14 protein-coding genes are annotated in these 17,975 nt (G+C 69.0%); 7 read left to right on the top strand and 7 right to left on the bottom strand.

Translation table 11 applies throughout. From position 1 onward, the window contains the following. The first annotated feature begins 162 nt into the window (after positions 1-162). Complete coding sequence (locus B7R24_RS03425) at positions 163-411, top strand: WhiB family transcriptional regulator (protein ID WP_104242899.1); 249 nt, start codon at positions 163-165, stop codon at positions 409-411. Here B7R24_RS03425 and B7R24_RS03420 read toward each other — a convergent pair. Further along, positions 408-1,901 (bottom strand): sensor histidine kinase, encoded by a 1,494-nt coding sequence (locus tag B7R24_RS03420; RefSeq protein WP_116417577.1) that lies wholly within the window; start codon positions 1,899-1,901, stop codon positions 408-410. The two genes, B7R24_RS03425 and B7R24_RS03420, sit on opposite strands and share 4 nt — an antisense overlap. A 228-nt stretch (positions 1,902-2,129) precedes the next feature. Here B7R24_RS03420 and B7R24_RS03415 point away from each other — a divergent pair, with 228 nt between their 5' ends. Further along, on the top strand, positions 2,130-2,537 hold the full coding sequence (locus B7R24_RS03415) for an Rv3235 family protein (protein ID WP_116417576.1): 408 nt from the start codon (positions 2,130-2,132) through the stop codon (positions 2,535-2,537). 175 nt (positions 2,538-2,712) lie between these two features. Here the strand turns inward: B7R24_RS03415 and secA are convergent, their stop codons facing one another. From secA to mtrA, 6 genes are all read right to left on the bottom strand, one after another. Continuing rightward, on the bottom strand, positions 2,713-5,577 hold the full coding sequence (gene secA, locus B7R24_RS03410; protein WP_116417575.1) for a preprotein translocase subunit SecA: 2,865 nt from the start codon (positions 5,575-5,577) through the stop codon (positions 2,713-2,715). Between the two features lie 135 nt (positions 5,578-5,712). After that, on the bottom strand, positions 5,713-6,441 hold the full coding sequence (gene hpf / locus B7R24_RS03405) for a ribosome hibernation-promoting factor, HPF/YfiA family (RefSeq protein ID WP_116417574.1): 729 nt from the start codon (positions 6,439-6,441) through the stop codon (positions 5,713-5,715). A 64-nt stretch (positions 6,442-6,505) separates the two neighbouring features. Next, complete coding sequence (locus B7R24_RS03400) at positions 6,506-7,462, bottom strand: ComF family protein (protein WP_147303948.1); 957 nt, start codon at positions 7,460-7,462, stop codon at positions 6,506-6,508. A 100-nt stretch (positions 7,463-7,562) separates the two neighbouring features. After that, positions 7,563-9,239 carry a GerMN domain-containing protein gene (locus tag B7R24_RS03395; protein WP_116417572.1) on the bottom strand — a complete coding sequence of 559 codons (1,677 nt, stop codon included), beginning with the start codon at positions 9,237-9,239 and terminating at the stop codon, positions 7,563-7,565. Then, positions 9,236-10,909 (bottom strand): MtrAB system histidine kinase MtrB, encoded by a 1,674-nt coding sequence (gene mtrB / locus B7R24_RS03390; protein WP_116417737.1) that lies wholly within the window; start codon positions 10,907-10,909, stop codon positions 9,236-9,238. Before mtrB ends, B7R24_RS03395 begins: the two co-directional genes overlap by 4 nt. Positions 10,910-11,094: 185 nt before the next feature. Continuing rightward, positions 11,095-11,781, bottom strand: coding sequence for an MtrAB system response regulator MtrA (gene mtrA, locus B7R24_RS03385; protein ID WP_116417571.1), 687 nt, complete (start codon positions 11,779-11,781; stop codon positions 11,095-11,097). Positions 11,782-11,982: 201 nt separating this feature from the next. On the opposite strand from mtrA, the gene B7R24_RS03380 reads away from it, so the two are divergent. The 5 genes from B7R24_RS03380 (at position 11,983) to B7R24_RS03360 (ending at position 17,908) form a co-directional block, all read left to right on the top strand. Next, entirely contained in the window at positions 11,983-13,182 is a 1,200-nt protein-coding gene (locus B7R24_RS03380; RefSeq protein WP_116417570.1) for a hypothetical protein, read from the top strand. Positions 13,183-13,198: 16 nt separating this feature from the next. Continuing rightward, a complete protein-coding gene (locus B7R24_RS03375) occupies positions 13,199-13,858 on the top strand; it encodes a DUF4129 domain-containing protein (RefSeq protein ID WP_116417569.1) in 660 nt (219 codons plus the stop codon). After that, the gene (locus B7R24_RS03370) at positions 13,855-15,177 is read left to right on the top strand and encodes a DUF4350 domain-containing protein (protein ID WP_172582689.1); all 1,323 of its coding nucleotides are present in this window, start codon (positions 13,855-13,857) and stop codon (positions 15,175-15,177) included. The genes B7R24_RS03375 and B7R24_RS03370 overlap by 4 nt, the downstream gene beginning before the upstream one ends. Positions 15,178-15,252: 75 nt before the next feature. Beyond that, a complete protein-coding gene (locus B7R24_RS03365) occupies positions 15,253-16,320 on the top strand; it encodes an AAA family ATPase (protein WP_116417567.1) in 1,068 nt (355 codons plus the stop codon). 280 nt (positions 16,321-16,600) lie between these two features. Continuing rightward, positions 16,601-17,908: a DUF58 domain-containing protein gene (locus B7R24_RS03360; protein WP_116417566.1), complete on the top strand. Its 1,308-nt coding sequence runs from the start codon at positions 16,601-16,603 to the stop codon at positions 17,906-17,908. The last annotated feature ends 67 nt before the right edge of the window (positions 17,909-17,975 follow it).

Below are 17,975 nucleotides of genomic sequence, written 5' to 3'. Positions count from 1 at the left end.
AATGTCGTGGGGGTGCGACGTGAGAGTAATCCCTATGCACCCGATGCTGGTCTTGATGTGCGCTGTACTGCAGTCGCGCGTCGGTCTCAGCTGATCGTCGCCTGAACCCGAATCTTAGGTCGTTCGACCGAGGCATACGCAATACCCAAAGGAGTACCCCGCATGGATTGGCGCGACAAGGCCGCCTGCCTGACTGCAGACCCCGAGCTCTTCTTCCCGGTCGGCAACACTGGTCCCGCAGTAGACCAGATCGACAAGGCGAAGACCGTCTGCGCACGATGCACGGTCACCGAGGTCTGCCTGCAGTACGCGCTCGAGACCGGCCAGGACTCCGGCGTCTGGGGTGGCCTCAGCGAAGACGAGCGCCGCGCCCTGAAGCGCCGCGCCGCCCGCGCACGCCGCGCCTCCTAGCGCTTCTTCAGCCAGCGGAACGGAATCTCGATCGTCACGACGGTTCCGCTGCCCACCATCGTGTGCCAGTCGATGATGCCACCCAGTTCGCCCTGGATGAGCGTCCGCACGATCTGAGTGCCGAGCCCCGAGCCGACCTTGCCTTCCGGCAAACCCGATCCGGTGTCCCGCACCTCGACCGTGAGCGTCTCCTCGGAGTGCGAGGCGACGATCTCGACCTGACCCTCCTGGCCGGCAAGTCCGTGCTCCACCGCGTTCGTCACGAGTTCGGTGAGAGCCAGGGCGAGCGGCGTGGCGTATTCGCTCGGCAGCACGCCGAAGCTGCCGCTGAACTTCGGATGCACGGTCGTGTTGTGGGCAGAGGCAACCTCGGTGACGAGCATCAGAACCCGCTCGAACACCACATCGAAGTCGACCTTCTGGCTGAGACCCTCCGAGAGCGTGTCGTGCACGACCGCGATGGCGGCGACCCGGCGCATGGCCTGGGAGAGCGCATCCTTCGCGTCGTCGGAGTGTGTTCGGCGGGCCTGGATGCGAAGCAGCGACGCCACCGTCTGGAGGTTGTTCTTGACGCGGTGGTGGATCTCGCGGATGGTCGCGTCTTTGGTGATCAGTTCGCGCTCGTCGTGACGCAGCTCGGTGACGTCGCGGCAGAGCACGATCGCGCCGAAGCGCTGTCCACGGGTGCGGAGTGGAATAGCCCGAAGCGACACCGTGACGCCCTTCGCATCGATGTCGGTGCGCCAGGGCGCACGGCCTGTGACGACCAGCGGCAATGACTCGTCGACGACGAGTGTCCCGTTGAGCAACTGCGTCGTGACCTCAGCGAGTGACTGGCCCTCGAGTTCCTCGCTGTACCCCATCCGGTTGAAGGCAGAGAGGCCGTTCGGGCTGGCAAAGGTGACCGTTCCGTCGGCATCGAGGCGAATGAGCCCGTCGTTCGCTCGCGGAGCGCCCCTGCGCGGCCCCGTGGGGGCTCCCAGGTCGGGAAAGTCGCCCGCCGCGATCATGGCGAAGAGATCGTTTGCACACTCGTTGAACGTGAGCTCCTGGCGGCTCGGGGTGCGTGCCTCACTGAGGTTGGTGTGCCGGGTGACGACCGCGATGGGCCTGTCGGTGGTCTTCATGTCGGTCTGGGAGAGCCGGCGAAGCACCGGCACCGCCCGCACACGGGTCGGTGTCTCTTCGTACCAGTCGGGCGCGGCCGTATCGACGATCTGCGCACTCTCGTAGGCGTCGGTGACCTGCTTGCGCCACTCGGCCTTCACCGCCTGCCCGACGAAGTCACGGTAGAACAGCGTGGCAGAACTGGAGGGCCGGGCGTGCGCCACCGCGACGAAGCTGCCATCGTTCGACGGCACCCACAACACGATGTCGGCGAACGCCAGGTCGGCGAGGAGTTGCCAGTCGCCGACCAGCAGGTGAAGCCATTCGATGTCGGCTTCGGTGGAATTGCCCTGCGCCAGGACCAGATCGCTCAATGTTGACACGACCTCTAGCCTACGACCCCCGACCGGGTGCCCTGTGGCAGCCCCCCCTCCCCCACAGTGCGGCAGCGTCGAGCTTTCTCTCCACAGGACGAACCCGCTCTGGACACCCGCAACGCCACCTGCTTTCATGGCAGCACCCGAACCTGAGAATCTGTTCAGTTCTGTTCGTGCACGGCCGCAGACCCGGCGACCGTGGGCGAACCGGCCCCATCACCGGAGATCAGCACCATGAGCTTTCCCCTCCCTGTCACCGAGTGTCCCCGACCGACACTCCGCCTCGTCGGCCCCACCGAACCCGGGGATTCGACCGAGAGCTTTCTCGAGAGCCTGACACTCTGCGTGCTGGAGGTGCTCGCCGGGGTGCGCGATCTCGACCAGCTCGCCCGCTGGGTCTCCGACGATGTGTACCGGGTACTCTCCCAGCGCGTGGTGCTGTCGGCGAGGGCCCGCCAGGTGACGGGCGAACGCTCCATCAGGCCGACGTTCACCATCGGGCGAACGCTGCACAGCGAACCGTTGCCCGGGGTGGTCGAGGGTGTGGTGATCGTGCACGGTAAGGCGCGTACCCGCGCCGTGGCGCTCCGCCTCGAACGGCTCGAGACGAGGTGGCGGGCCAGCGCGATCAACGTGCTCTGACCCGCTCGGCACACCTGGGGCGCTGCCCGCAGCGACACCCCGCCACGAGCCCGGCGGCCCAGCCGCGAACGAAGGCCCCCGCAACACTGTGGATGGGGGGCGGGGGCCTTCGGCGGGTGGCTTCCGCTCTGCCGGGCTGCGGCGGGCTACGTCTTCCTGGCCAGGTTCGGGTGGGCTACTTCTTCTTGGCCTGGTTGCGGCGGTCGGCGCGGTTCACGGCGGGCGGCGCGCCTGCCGGGGTCTTCTGGCCGAAGGCGCCCGTCGTGACCGGCGCGTTGCGGCCGGCCGGGGCAGAGGGGTTGCGGGCCGTGTTCCGTGCCGCGGGCGGAACGGGCGGTGCTGCTGCCACGCTCGGGTCGCTCTCGTTCTGCGCCTGCTGCGCCAGGGCCGTCGCAGCCTGCTCGAGCTGGCCGCGCTGGTTGCGCACCTCCACGCCACCCGAGTCGCTCGGGGCGGTGTAGCTGAGCTGCTCGACACCGGCGCTGCCGCTCTCGAGGCCCTTGGCCTGCACGCTCGGTGCGTCCACGGAGCCCGCCGGAGTGTTGACCTCCACCTCGAGATTGAACAGGAAGCCCACCGCCTCTTCGCGGATCTGGCCCATCATCTGCTGGAAGAGGGCGAAACCCTCGCGCTGGTACTCGACGAGCGGGTCGCGCTGCGCCATCGCCCGCAGGCCGATGCCGTCTTTGAGGTAGTCCATCTCGTAGAGGTGGTCACGCCAGCGCCGGTCGATGACCGTCAGCACGACGCGGCGCTCGAGCTCGCGCATAGCGGGCTCGCCGAGTGTCTCCTCGCGCTTCTGGTACGCGATCTGCGCATCGGAGAGAACCTCGCGCGCCACGAACTCGCGACTGATCTTGCCGCGGCTTCCCGCCTCGGCGATGACTTCGTCGATGGAGATCGACACCGGGTAGAGCGTCTTCAGCTCCGTCCACATGGCGTCGAAGTCCCAGTCGTCGCCGTTGCCCTCACCCGCGTGGGTCTCGAGCACGTCTTCGACGACGTCTTTCAGGAACTTCTGGGCGCGCTCGTGGAGGTCGTCTCCCTCGAGGATGTGGCGGCGGTCGCCGTAGATCGCCTCACGCTGGCGATTCAGTACGTCGTCGTACTTCAGCACGTTCTTACGGATCTCGGCGTTGCGGCCCTCGACCTGCGACTGCGCACTACGGATGGCGCGGGAGACGACCTTCGACTCGATCGCCAGGTCGTCGGGAACGTTGCCGCGGCCCATCAGGCTCTCAGCGGCTCCGGCATTGAACAGGCGCATGAGGTCGTCGGTCAGCGACAGGTAGAAGCGGCTCTCGCCGGGGTCGCCCTGGCGACCGCTCCGACCGCGCAGCTGATTGTCGATGCGGCGTGACTCGTGTCGCTCGGTGCCGAGAACGTAGAGACCACCGGCATCCACGACCTTCTCGGCCTCCTCCTCGACGCCCGACTTGACCTCGGCGAACACGTCGTCCCAGGCCTCCTCGTACTCGTCGGGAGTGTCGACGGGGCTGAGACCGCGGGTGTTCATCTCGGAGACGGCGAGGAACTCGGAGTTGCCGCCGAGCATGATGTCGGTTCCTCGACCGGCCATGTTGGTGGCCACGGTCACGGCGCCGAGACGGCCGGCCTGCGCGATGATCGCGGCTTCACGCGCATGGTTCTTCGCGTTCAGCACCTCATGGCGCACGCCCTTCTTGGCGAGCATGCGCGAGAGGTACTCGCTCTTCTCGACGCTCGTCGTACCGACCAGAACCGGCTGCCCGGTGGCATGGCGCTCGACGATGTCTTCGACGACCTGCTCGAACTTCGCCTGCTCGTTCTTGTAGACGAGGTCGGATTGGTCTTTGCGCTGCATGGGGCGGTTCGTCGGGATGGCGACCACGCCGAGCTTGTACGTGCTCATGAACTCGGCGGCCTCGGTCTCGGCCGTACCGGTCATGCCCGCGAGCTTCTCGTAGAGCCGGAAGTAGTTCTGCAGGGTGACCGTCGCGAGGGTCTGGTTCTCGGCCTTGACGACCACACCCTCCTTGGCCTCGATGGCCTGGTGGATTCCCTCGTTGTAGCGGCGGCCGGCGAGGATGCGACCGGTGTGCTCGTCGACGATGAGCACCTCGCCGTTCATGACGACGTAGTCCTTGTCTTTCTTGAACAGCGCTGAAGCCTTGAGCGAATTGTTCAGGAACGAGATGAGCGGGGTGTTGGCCGACTCGTAGAGGTTGTCGATGCCGAGGTAGTCTTCGACCTTCTCGATTCCGGGTTCGAGGATGCCGACCGTGCGCTTCTTCTCGTCGATCTCGTAGTCTTCGTCAGCGACGAGCCGGGTGGCTATCGAGGCGAACTCGGTGAACCACCGGTTGGCCTCTCCCGAGGCGGGACCCGAGATGATCAGCGGGGTGCGAGCCTCGTCGATCAGGATGCTGTCGACCTCGTCGACGATGGCGAAGTTGTGGCCGCGCTGCACCATGTCGCTCGCCTGCCAGGCCATGTTGTCGCGCAGGTAGTCGAACCCGAACTCGTTGTTCGTGCCGTAGGTGATGTCGGCGGCGTACTGTTCGCGGCGCTCGGGCGGGGCCTGGCCCGACAGGATGACACCCGTCGTCATGCCGAGGGCGCGGAACACCCGGCCCATGAGCTCGCTCTGGTAGTTCGCGAGATAGTCGTTCACCGTGACGATGTGCACACCACGGCCGGCGATGGCGTTGAGGTAGGCGGGCAGGGTGGCCACCAGAGTCTTGCCCTCACCGGTCTTCATCTCGGCGATGTTGCCGAGGTGAAGCGCGGCACCACCCATGAGCTGAACATCGAAGTGCCGGAGGCCGAGGGTGCGGCGGGAAGCTTCCCGCACGGCGGCGAAGGCTTCGGGGAGCAGGTGGTCGAGGCTCTCGCCGTCTTCGAACCGCTCGCGGAGCCTGGGCGTCTCCTCTTTCAGCTCATCGTCGGAGAGGTGAGTGAAGTCCTCCTCGAGCGCGTTGATCGCCTTCGCATAGTTTTCGAGGCGGCGAAGCACGCGGCCCTCGCCGACACGAAGAACCTTTTCCAGAACTGAAGCCACAGTGAATCTCCTACCGAACCAGCCATGATCCAGCCGGTGATCCTACAAATACTAGTTGCCCTAGCTGAGGGTCTTCCAAATGGACGCTGAGGACGCGGCGCTCACGCGCCACGCCCCCAGCATCACGTTTTTCATCTACGACGCCGGGGAGAGAACCCGCTCTGCCTCCCGCGCCTCGTCGACGAGCGGCGAAGCGCTGTCGTCGAGACCGATGACGCCGTAGTCCCAGCCCTTGCGCCGGTAGACCACACTCGGCCGGTGGGTCTCGGCGTCGATGAAGAGGTAGAAGTCATGCCCCACCAGCTCCATCAGGTAGAGCGCGTCGTCGACCGTCATCGGAGCCGCGGCGAACACCTTCTTGCGGATGACGACCGGCGACCAGGCCTCCTCGATCTCGTCGACCCCGGAGCCGGCCGCGGCGAGCCCCGCCTCGGCGGTCTCAGGCGCCGGCCCGCCCGCCGTGGCACGTTCCAGCACCTCGGACTCGGCGGGCTTGAGGTCGGTCACCGTGAAGTCGGCGGCTGCCGCTTCCCGCAGGGAGACCGGGCGGTGCTGCCCACGATGCACCTTCTTGCGGTCTTTGGCGCGCCGGATGCGCTCGAGCAGCTTGGCGATGGCGAGATCGAAGGCGACGTACTTGTCGCTGCCCGCACTCTCCGCCCGCACGATCGGGCCGGGCCCGATCAGGGTCAGCTCGACGCGGTCGTCACCACCCGACGTGTTCGCGGAACTGTGCCTGCAGACCTTGACCTCGAGGGCGAGCGCACGATCGGCGAGGTGCGACACCTTCTCGGCCTTCTCGGTGGCGTAGCTCCGGAATCGGTCAGTGATTCCTAGGTTTCGGCCCGTGATGTTGATCTCCATGGCAATCTCCTAGTCTCAAAAAGACGAGCCGCCTTGGGACCAGGGCGAGTTCTTCCACGCCTTTTCACCCACCGTAGTCCGCTGCTGCTGTCGTGTCATCTGTTGCCCGGATGTGCACTGGGGGTTCACTGCTCGGATGGACGGACGACGTTCCGATGTGCTTCATGGCGAAGGAGAGGGTTGCCGCACCCCAAACCGTTGCACCAGCGCTCTCCAGTGCCCTCCGGCACTCAATCAGCGTCGAACCAGTCGTCACGACATCATCGATCAGCAGGAAATGCCGGCCACTCAGTCGCGAACGGAGGTGGGGATGAACGGCGAGCGAGCCGCTGAGGTTCGCCCGGCGCTCCACGACACCGAGGCCGGCCTGGTCCTTGGCGCGCCGCGCGAAGCGCAGCGTGGGCACCACGGTATTGCGGGCCCGGACCCGCCGGGCCAGCAACGCGACGGGGTCATAGCCGCGCGTGCGGAAGGCCCGCGCCGACGAGGGAGCGACGGTGTGCTCCAGTACGGCACCCGCGGGCAGGGCGGGCACGATTGCGTCATGCGCATCCTGTACCGCGATCCCGAGCACCGACGCGAGCGCGCCCGCGACGTCTGTGCGGCCGGCCTCCTTGAACGCCGACAGGGCCGACGTCAGAACCGGGCCGTACACCGCGGCGGCCCAGACGGGCAGCGGCGGGTCTCGCCCGGTCTCGATGACCAGAGCCACAGCACGGGCACCGGGCGCCCCGCCGGGAGGGCCGGGAGGGCGGGGAGGGCCGGGAGGGCCGGTGGACGAACCGGCGGGAGAACCAGAAAGGCCGGCGGGAGCACCCGGAACGCCGGCTGACGGCCGGACGGACGGCACGGTGGGTGGCACGGTGGATGGCCCGATCGAGCTCGCGCACGTCGCACAGAGCGGCACGTCGCGCTGGCCGCAGCCCACGCACTCGGTCGGTAGTACGACCGCGAGCGCAGCCAGAAGCGACCGGATGAGTGCCTCGACGAGCGACCGAGTGGAGGAGGGAAAAGAGGTCATGTCCCCACCCTGCCGCCCGCCCGGGCGGGGCATCGCCTGCGGAACCGCATCTGTGGAGAACACGCTTCACAGGCCGGCTGTGGAGGAGCCGAGCAGGGCCTTACGTCTGCGTGGCCAGCAGCGAGATCGCCTTCGCGGTCGTCTGCCACCCGCTGCCGCGCTGCTGCTGCAGCTCCCCCGTCGAAGTGAGCAGCCAGAGTCCGCTGATGTCGTTCGAGCCCGACAGCGCGATCGCATTCGTCGGCACCCCGAGCGTCGTGCTCACCCCGCCGATCTCCTGCACGATGACCCGGTTGTCGCCGCCCGCCGTCACCGTGAGCGAGGCGACGTTCGACGCGTCGACCCAGGTCGCATCCAGAGGTGTTCCCGTTCCCGATGCCAGCGTCACCGGGTCGCCGAGCCGCTCGGGCGCGCCGTCTTTGTCGCGGATGATCGCCGCCACGATGAGTCGTGGCACCCCGTCGGCCACGGTGAAGGCGAGTGCACGCGTTCCATCCCGAGACACATCGAAAGACACGATTCCTGAAGCGCCTTCCCAGTCGGCGGCAACCGGATGCACGGTTCCGTCGCTCCCGTAGGCCTGGATCGCCGAGGGCGAGCTGGCCGGCACCGTCCATACGTACCCCGAGGGGTCGAGCGTGGGTGCCACGAGCCCCGCACGACTGTCGACCAGCACCGGGGCATCCGCCGCGGGTTGCACCACCGAGACACCCGTCGCCGTACCGACCGCCAGCACGTTCGGCGACGCGGTCACCGACAGAGGCCCGAGGGCCTGCACCCTGTCGCTCACCGACGGCACGGGCACGAGGGAGTTGCTGGTCAGATAGCCGAAGGCACCCGACTGGTCGACGAGCGGCCGCGAATCCACACGAGGCGGTGTGTAGCTGTTCGCCCCCGCCGGAATCGAGACCGGATTCTGATTCACCGTGATGGCGACGGCCGCCACAGACGCCACAGATCCGAGCGAGGTGTCGAGCTGCGCCTGCATGCGCTGCAGAGCCTCGGGCGTCTGCGTCAGCACCTGGTTCGAGAGATCGACGTTCGCCGTGCCCGAATCGACCACCACCGACGAGGTGTCTGTGCCATCCGGGAATGCCGTCACGACCGCGCCCTGCCCGAGCCACGGCGTCGGCCCCGCGAGCAGGGCCTTCACCACGCGCGTACTGGTCGTCTCGTCACGAGGGAACCACCGCACATCCGGAACCAGGTAGGTGTAAGTCGGATCGAAGAAGTACAGCGAGTGCGAGCTGAAGACCTGGCTGAAACGCAGTTGCTCGAGAATGATGCCGGGGTTTGCGGCGTTGATGCGCCACTGGCCATCCTCCTGCGTGAACTGGAAGGGAATGGTGAGTGAGGTCGTCGAATCGTTCTCCTGGTACTCCCCCGTCGCATCCACTTCGGCCTGGGGAGTCACGCTCACGCTCATGGCGGTGGGCGAGACAATGTTGAACTGCAGCTGGCCGGCGTCGATGAGCACGCCGGCGTTCGGGTCCCACTGCTTCTGGAAGCCTTTCGAGAGAAAGCTGCGCGCGACCTCGTAGTCGTTCTGCGGGCTCGCTGCGGCCTGCAGGAAGCCGTTCAGGATCTGGGTCTGGTTCGCATCCTGCACCGGCCCGGGCGGCAGCAGGATCACGTCGATGTCGTCGGGCGTCGAGCTGGCCGGTTGCGAGTTCACACTGCCCGAGCTCGGGATGCCCGTGCATCCGGTGATCGCGAGAAGCGCGGCGACGGCCGCCGTCAGCAGGGAACCCGCACGGCGGCTGGAGCGCCGGTTCACCGGTCCACCTCGCGGCGGGGAACCCCACCCGGCTCGAGCGCTGGCAAAGCCGCATCCCCGTCGACCTCGGCGAACGGCAGCCCCGCGTCATCCGGCGGCAGCGGCAGTGGCGAGGTGCCGGCGGAGTGGCCGTGGATGCGGGGAAGGGTGAGCCGGAAGCAACTGCCCGCACCGCTGGCCGACCACACCTCGAGCACGCCCCTGTGCAGGGTCGCGTCTTCGAGCGAGATGGCCAGGCCCAGGCCAGTGCCTCCGATGGTGCGCTTGCGCGACGGGTCGGCGCGCCAGAAACGCTCGAACACGCGCTCGGCATCGACCTCGCTCATTCCGATGCCGTAGTCGCGAACGGCCACGGCGATGGAGGAGACGTTGCTGTCGACCGAGACCACGATCGGACGGCCCTCACCGTGCTCGATCGCATTGCCGAGAAGGTTGGTCAGGATGCGACGGATGCGGCGGGCGTCCACCTCCACCTCCACATACCCGCCGGGTGCGAACACACGGATCTCAGATCCGGCCGATGCGGCGAGCGGCTGCATCTGGTCGACCGCCACCTCGGTGAGCCGCACGAGGTTCGTCGCCTCGACGTTGAGATCGGCAGAACCGGCGTCGAACCGGCTGATCTCGAGGAGATCGTTCAGAAGGGATTCGAACCGAACGGTCTGCGTGTGCAGCAACTCGGCGGTACGGCCGATCGCCGGTTCGAACGTGTCGCGTTGGTCGTAGAGAACGTCGCCGGCCAGCCGGATCGTGGTGAGGGGTGTGCGCAACTCGTGCGAGACATCCGACACGAAGCGTTGCTGCAACTGGGAGAGCTCGGCGAGCTGCGTGATCTGGCCCTGCATGCTGTCGGCCATGCCGTTGAACGAGCGCGCCAGCGTTGCGATGATGTCGTCGCCCTTCTCGGGAATGCGCACTTCGAGCTGCCCTGCGGCGAGTTTCTCGCTCGTTTCTGCGGTGACCCTGATGGGCTCGATCACCAGGCGCACGATCACCCAGGCCACCACGGCGATGAGGAGGGTGAGGAGGAGGCCGGCGATCCAGAGCGTCTGTTGCACGAAGCTCAGGGTCTGGCCGGAGTCGGCGAGGTTGTAGCCGAGGTAGAGCTGGTATTGGCCGGCGCTCGGGATGGTGAGCGGGGTGCCCACGATGATGCCCGGATCGGTTCCCCCGTTGCCATTGGGCAGCGCGACGGACTGCCAGTACTGGTTCGACGAGCCGGCGCCGCCCGTCACCTCGTCCTTCAGTTGGACGGTGATGAGGTTCTTCGTGGTGAGCGCGGGGCTGGCGAAAGGGAGGAACGAGGTGGTGCCTTGGTCGTTGCCGGGGGCGGCATAGATGGCGATGAGCCGCGACGACGATGACGACGTGATCTTGGTCTGCGCGGAGTTGAGGAGGGTGCTGACGGATGTCTCGCTGGTGGAGTCGGAGGCGTCGAAGATCGTCTGTGCGGCGGTCGCCGCCTGGTTCGAGTCGGCGAGAACCTGGTTGAGGCGGGAGTGGAAGAGGTCGTTGCCGATGCTGACCGAGGTGTAGATTCCGGCGCCCAGCAGGGCGATCGTCGTGAGGGCGATGGTGATGACGATGGTGCGGAACTGCAGAGAGAGGCGCCACCAGCCGCGCAGCTGCCGTGGCCAGGCGCGCCACTCGCGGGCGAGGAAGGGGCCGATGTGGCTGCGGCCGGGGCGGGGCGGGGTGCGGTTGGGGGTGCGGGCCGGAAGGGTGCGGGTCGGGGCGTTGCGGGCAGAGGTGCGGGCGGGCGTGCGGGCAGGAGTGCCTCGCGCCGGGGTGCGGTCGGGCACACCGGGCCGGGAGGGGGTCGCTGAGGCTGCTGCCACGTCTGTCGCTCCGGCCCTCAGACGACGGCGCCGGCCCGATAACCGACGCCCCGCACGGTCATCACGATGCGCGGGTTGTCGGGGTCTTCCTCGACCTTGGCGCGCAGGCGCTGCACGTGCACGTTGACCAGCCGGGTGTCGGCCTTGTAGTGGTAGCCCCAGACCTGCTCGAGCAGCATCTCGCGGGTGAAGACCTGCTGCGGCTTCGAGGAGAGGGCCTGGAGCAGGTCGAACTCCAGCGGAGTGAGGTTGATGCGGGCGGTTCCGCGCCGCACCTCGTGGCCCTCGACGTCGAGTTCGAGGTCGCCGATGCGCAACAGTCCGCTGCTGGATGCGACGACGGGCGTCGGGCGCAGGCGGGTGCGGATGCGCGCCACCAGCTCCTTCGGATTGAACGGCTTGACGATGTAGTCGTCGGCGCCCGACTCGAGCCCTTTGACGACATCCGTCGTGTCGGACTTCGCGGTCAGCATGATGATCGGGGTGCCGGATTCGGCGCGGATCTGCGCACACACCTCGATGCCGTCGAGCCCCGGCAGCATCAGGTCGAGCAGCACCAGGTCGGGGTTCGCCTCCTGGAAGGCCCCGAGCGCCTCCGAGCCGTCAGCGCAGAAGATCGGCTCGAAACCCTCGGCCCGCAGCACGATACCGATCATCTCGGCGAGCGCGGGATCGTCGTCGACCACCAGTATGCGAGCATCCATAGCCCTCAGCGTACTTGCCCGGCCCTGCCCTGAGGCTGCGTGTCCGCCTGTGGAATCAGGCGGGATGCCCGGGGTTCATGTGAGTGTCGGCGGGGTGTGCGAGCATGGTGACGTTCAACTGCCGTCAGGCAGGGCGAGGTGGGGCGCTTCGACGATCGGCCGCGTGTCGCAGGCTGAGTTACACGGAATAGAGGAACACCGGTGACGGACGACCACAAGTTCAGGGGTGCGGGGGTGCCGCCGGTGGTGCCGCATGCCGGTGGGGACGCACCGCAGTACGTTCCGCCGCCGCCGCCGCCCGTCGGCCCGCCCGCGCCGCAGTACGGGCAGTACGCTCCGCCGCCGCCCGGGGCGGGGCAACAGCCGTGGACGCCTCCGGTCAAGCCGGGGCTGATCCCGCTGCGGCCGCTGGGGTTCGGAACGCTGCTCGGGGCACCGTTCCAGGTTCTGCGCCGAAACCCGGGCCCGACGCTCGGCAGCGCCCTGATCATCCAGTTCGCCATCGGCATCGTCACCGCTCTGATCGTGGGCGCCGCCGTTCTGCTCGCGGTCACCCGGCTCGACTCGGCGTCGGCCGCCGACCGTGACTCGATCCAGGCCGGGTCGGTCGCGATCATCCTGCTCAGCACGCTGATCCCGCTCGCGGTGGCGCTCGTCACGAGCGCGCTCCTGCAGGCCATCCTGGTCATCGAGGTCTCGCGCGAAATCCTCGGTGAGAAACGGCGGCTCGGTGAACTGTGGCTAGCCGCCGGCAAGCGCATCTGGCCGCTCGCGCTGTGGACGCTGCTGCAGGCTGCTGTGGCGGTCGTCGTTCTCGGCGTGGTCGTCGGTATCGTCGCCCTGCTCGCCACGCTCGGAACCACCGGCGTCGTGTTCGCGGTGATCGTCGGCATCCTGGCGTTCCTCGGGCTCGTGGTCGCGAGCGCGTGGCTGACGACGAAACTGTCGCTGGTGCCGTGTGTCATCGTACTTGAACGCGCTGGCGTGCGAGCCGCCATCGTACGGTCGTGGCGCCTCACCGACCGGTCGTTCTGGCGCACGCTGGGCACCGAGTGGCTGGTCGCGACCATCGTCTCGGTCGCCGCGCAGGTGGTCGTTCAGCCGATCAGCTTCCTGTTCGGGCTCGGCATGGGGGTCTTCGCGCCGAATGGCACGAATTCGTCAGGCTCACCGACGGAATGGCTGCTCTTCGGCGGCGTATACCTGCTGGTCGGTGCGATTCAGCTGGTGTTCGGTGCGATCAGTTCGGTCGTGCAGGCGGCGACGGTGTCGGTCATCTACGTCGACCTGCGCATTCGCAAGGAGGGGCTCGACCTCGAGCTGATCCGCTTCGTCGAAGACCGTGAGAGCGGCCGGACGACGCCCGACGACGACCCGTTCCGGGTCACCGGCCGGGTGTGACGAGCGGCCGACCGCGATGCGCCTCCTTCTCGACGTTCCCGTCGATCCCACGGCGCCGGAAGCCCGGCAATGGGTGATCGACGAACTCAGCAAGCCCGAATACCAGGCCGCGAAGCCCACCTGGCTCGACCTGGCGGCCGAGGCTGTTCAGAACTGGCTCGCCGGACTGGTGCTGCCCTCGGGCGGTGACTTCGGCGGCGTGCTCCCGGTGCTGGCGGCCGTGGTGGTCGTCGCGCTGATCATCGTGGCGTTCATCCTGTTCGGGCGACCGCGGCGCAACCGGTCGGCGGTCGCCCGACTCGACGCTCTCTTCGGGTCGGATGACCGGCGGAGCTCGGCGCAACTGCGGTCGTCCGCTGCGGCGGCCGCGCGCTCGGGCGACTACCGCACCGCGATCGAGGAGCTGTACCGGGCGCTGGCGCGGCGGCAGTCCGAACGCACGGTGCTGAGGGTCGACCCCGGCACGACCGCGCAGGAGTTCGCCGTGCGGGCCGCGCAGTCGTACCCGCCGGAGAGCGGCCGGCTGGCAGCGGCGGCGCGGGTGTTCGATGAGGTGCGATACCTGGGTGCCCCCGGCAGCCGGGAGCAGTACGACGCGCTCGAGGGCCTCGAAGCGGCGATCCGCGATGCAGCGCCGGCCCGGCGCGAGCCCGTGGCGGCGGCGGGGTCCCGGTGAGCGGGGTGCGGGCGCCGGGCAGCGCGGGGGCGGTGCGGGCGGGCGCGGTCTCGAGCACGCCGACCGTGCGCGCGTTCTTTCGGCGTTGGTCGTTCTGGGTGGGTGCGGGAGTCTTCGTTTTGCTCGCGAGCCTGGTGCTGCTGCTCATCCGTGGGGCCGGCTCCACCGGTGGGTCTGAGCTGTCGACCACCAGTGCGGCGCCCAACGGCGCGAAGGCGATCGCCGAGGTGCTGAGGCAGCAGGGCGTGACGGTCACGGCCGTCGACTCGCTCGACGCCGCCATGGAGGCCGTTCGCTCGGCAGGCGGGCCGCGTACAGGTGGGGGCGGTACGGGCGGAGCGACCGTGCTGGTGTACGACCCGTCGGCATTCCTTCCGATCGATCGCGCCAGCGACCTCGCAGCACTCGGGGACGACCTCGTGCTGGTCGAGCCCGACATCTTCACCCTCGACGCCCTCGCGCCCGGTGTCGCCGTCACCGGCCAGGTCGAGCAGCCCCACGTCGTCGACGCCGGATGCTCGGAGCCGAGTGCAGCGCGCGCCGGATCCATCTCGACCTCCGGCTCCGCCTACCGCGCGACGGAGGCGGGAGCCGGATCGACCGAATGCTTCGGGGCCACCGCCGATGGGTTCTCACTCGTGCGCATTCAGGGCGACGGGTCTGCAGTGACGGTGCTGGGAGCATCCGCAATCCTGACGAACGAGCACACCATCGAAGCGGGTAACGCGGCGCTGGCCCTGGGGCTGTTGGGCGCGCACGACACCCTGGTCTGGTATACCCCGAGCGAGGCGGATGTGACGGCTTCAGGCCCGCCGAGCCTGGCCGCGTTGACGCCGGGCTGGGTGACTCCGCTGCTGGTGTTGCTCGCAGTGGTGTTCCTCGCGGCGGCCGTCTGGCGCGGGCGGCGCCTCGGACCTGTCGTGGTCGAGAATCTGCCGGTGATCGTACGGGGCAGCGAGACCGTCGCCGGGCGTGCGCGGCTCTACGCCCGGTCGAGTGCGAGGGCCCGGGCCCTCGATGCACTGCGGATCGGTACCGTCACCCGCGTCGCGGGGCTGCTCGGCCTGCCCCGGTCGGCAGCACTGCCCGAGGTGATTGCAGCGGTCACCGCCGTCACCGGGGTGCCGGCGGTCGAGGTCGCAGCGGTTCTGGTGAACCGGGAGCCGCGCTCCGAGGCCGACCTGCTGGCGCTGTCGCAACAGCTCGCCGCCATCGAACGGCGCGTGCAGATCGCCGTCGGGCGTGCTGGCCCTCGCCCCGCACACCCGGCGCCACCGTCGGCAGACCCCGATCCCCCCTCGACGGGCCTGCCCCGGTGACCCCGCTGCACCCCGACCACTTCACCCCTAATCCCCCGCACCACGACCTACGACCCACGACCCAGAGAGCCGGCCATGAGCGACACCTCCCCGCCGAACCACGATCCGCACGCAACCGCAGGCGTCGGCACCGATGCGCACGGTGGCGACCTGCGCGCGGCTGAGCCCCGTGCATCCGCCCCCCGCCCGTCAGACGACGAGCTGCGGCTCGCCCTGTCGCGGGTGCGCACCGAGGTGGGCAAGGCCGTCGTCGGGCAGGACGGCGCCGTCACCGGGATGATGGTCGCGCTGCTCGCCCGCGGGCACGTGCTGCTCGAGGGGGTGCCGGGGGTGGCGAAGACGCTGCTCGTGCGAAGCCTCGCCGCCGCCCTCAGCCTCGACACGAAGCGGGTGCAGTTCACGCCCGACCTGATGCCGGGAGACGTCACCGGTTCGCTGATCTACGACGGACGATCGGGCGAGTTCCAGTTTCGGGAGGGTCCGGTGTTCACGAACATCCTGCTCGCCGACGAGATCAACCGCACTCCCCCGAAGACCCAGTCGGCGCTGCTCGAAGCGATGGAGGAGCGGCAGGTCAGTGTCGACGGGCTGAGCCGGCCGCTGCCCGATCCGTTCCTCGTCGCGGCGACGATGAACCCGATCGAGTACGAGGGCACCTACATGCTGCCCGAGGCGCAGCTCGACCGCTTCCTGCTGAAGCTGACCCTCGACGTGCCGGAGCGCGATGTCGAGATCGCGGTGCTCGCCCGGCACGCGGCAGGGTTCAACCCGCGCGACCTGGAGGCGGCGGGCGTGAGGGCGGTGCTCGGTGCGACCGAACTGCACCAGGCGCAGGCCGCGGTCGCGGCGGTCGGTGCGGCTCCGGATGTTCTGGCCTACGCCGTCGACCTCGCCCGTGCGACGCGGCAGAGCCCCTCGGTCAAGCTCGGGGTGAGCCCGCGTGGCAGCACGGCGCTGCTCGCCTCGGCGAAGGCGTGGGCCTGGCTGAACGGATTCACCTCGATCACCCCCGATCACGTGCAGGCGATGGTGCTGCCGGTGCTGCGGCATCGCATCCAGCTGCGTCCGGAAGCGGAACTCGAGGGGGTGTCGGTCGACTCGATCCTGCGTGGCATCCTGTCGCAGGTGCAGGTGCCGATCTGATGGCGGCTGCTGCTGTCGGCGCCGTTGTGGAGCATCCGGGCCTGTTCGAACCGGTGCGGATGCTCCCAACAGGCGCGCTTGCACGGCCGGCGAGGACGCGCCGTGCCGAGGCGGTGCGTGCAGAGGCGGTGCGTGCAGAGGCGGTGCGTACCGAGGCGGTGCGTACCGAGGCGGTGCGCACACGGGCAGGACGCGCCGGCGCTCGGATCGCGCGCGTCGTGGCTCGCAACCTGGGCACGGGTCTCGGCGCGCGTGCCGGCTGGCGGGACGGGGTGCGCTGATGGCGGTGTCGGGGCGGTTCGTACTGCTCGTGGCGCTCGGGGCGCTGCCGGTCATCCTGTTCGGCCAGGCCTACGGGCTCGCGTTCGAGACACTCGGGGGGTGGCTGGCGTTTGCGGTACTGCTGGGCATCCTGGACCTGCTGCTCGCCGGGTCACCGCGGCGGGTCAGCATCGAGCGCGATCTGCCGCTGCGGGTGCGGCTCGGTGAGCCCGTTCGCGGCGACCTCTACCTGACGAACGGGGGGCGGCGCGCGCTGAACGGCGTGGTGCGGGATGCCTGGCAGCCGTCGGCGGGCGCGGCCAGCACGCGGTTCCCGGTGCGCATCCCGGCCGGCGAACGGCGCCGGGTGAGTGTCGAGCTGTGCCCCTTCAGACGGGGCGAACGGCGGGTGGAGGAGGTGGCCATCCGTTCGTTCGGGCCCCTCGGACTCTGGGCGCGGCAGGCCAGCCTCGTCGCGCCCGGCCGTCTTCGCGTGCTGCCGCCGTTCAACTCGCGTCGGCATCTGCCCTCGCGGCTGGCGCGGCTGCGGGAGCTCGACGGGCGGACGAGCGTGATGATCCGCGGGCAGGGAACGGAGTTCGATTCGCTCCGCGAGTACGTGCGGGGCGACGATGTGCGCTCGATCGACTGGCGCGCGACGGCACGGCGCGACGAGGTCGTGGTGCGCACCTGGCGTCCCGAGCGGGATCGTCGTGTGGTGATCGTGATCGACACGGGGCGAACGAGCGCGGCCCGCATCGACAACGAACCGCGCCTCGACACCGCCTTCGAGTCGGCGCTGCTTCTCTCGGCGCTCGCCTCCCGGGCCGGTGACCGCATCGATCTGATCGCCTACGATCGGCGGGTGCGCGCCCGTGTGCAGGGAACGACGGGGCCCGAACTGCTGTCGCGCATGGTCGATGTGCTGGCGCCCGTGGATCCGGAGCTGCTCGAGACGGACTGGTCAGCCGTGCCCGCGGAGGTGCGCCGGGTCACGAACCAGCGCGCGCTCGTGGTGCTGCTGACCTCGCTCGAGACCCCCGGAGCCTCGCGGGGGCTGCTCGCGGTGCTGCCGCAGCTGACCCAGCGGCACACGGTGATGATCGCGTCGGTGACCGATCCGGCGACGTTCGCCGCCGTGGGGCTTCGGGATGATCGGGAGCAGACCTACACGGCGGCCGCGGCCGAGCGTGCCCTCCTCGACGTGGCGCGCGTGTCGGCGGCGGCCCGGCAACAGGGCGCAGAGGTCGTGACAGGGTCACCGGCCGATCTCCCGCCCGCGGTCGCGGACCGCTACCTCGCGCTGAAGGCCGCCGGCCGGCTGTAGCGCGCCCGCCCCCGCCCGGCGCCCGGTGCTGCGGTGCTGCGGTGCTGCGGGCGCAACCGACACCAGT

The sequence above is a fragment of the Subtercola boreus genome (assembly GCF_003399645.1).
Lineage (GTDB): Bacteria > Actinomycetota > Actinomycetes > Actinomycetales > Microbacteriaceae > Subtercola > Subtercola boreus_A.
Note: the sequence above shows the minus strand (reverse complement) of the source record. Positions and strands in the feature narration are given on the sequence as shown.

Excerpts from the sequence above, each read along its gene's own strand:
- B7R24_RS03360 (WP_116417566.1), top strand. The coding sequence starts at position 16,601 with ATGGCGGTGTCGGGGCGGTTCGTACTGCTCGTGGCGCTCGGGGCGCTG.
- B7R24_RS03365 (WP_116417567.1), top strand. The coding sequence starts at position 15,253 with ATGAGCGACACCTCCCCGCCGAACCACGATCCGCACGCAACCGCAGGC.
- B7R24_RS03400 (WP_147303948.1), bottom strand. The coding sequence starts at position 7,462 with ATGACCTCTTTTCCCTCCTCCACTCGGTCGCTCGTCGAGGCACTCATC.
- B7R24_RS03375 (WP_116417569.1), top strand. The coding sequence starts at position 13,199 with ATGCGCCTCCTTCTCGACGTTCCCGTCGATCCCACGGCGCCGGAAGCC.
- B7R24_RS03425 (WP_104242899.1), top strand. The coding sequence starts at position 163 with ATGGATTGGCGCGACAAGGCCGCCTGCCTGACTGCAGACCCCGAGCTC.
- hpf (WP_116417574.1), bottom strand. The coding sequence starts at position 6,441 with ATGGAGATCAACATCACGGGCCGAAACCTAGGAATCACTGACCGATTC.
- mtrA (WP_116417571.1), bottom strand. The coding sequence starts at position 11,781 with ATGGATGCTCGCATACTGGTGGTCGACGACGATCCCGCGCTCGCCGAG.
- B7R24_RS03415 (WP_116417576.1), top strand. The coding sequence starts at position 2,130 with ATGAGCTTTCCCCTCCCTGTCACCGAGTGTCCCCGACCGACACTCCGC.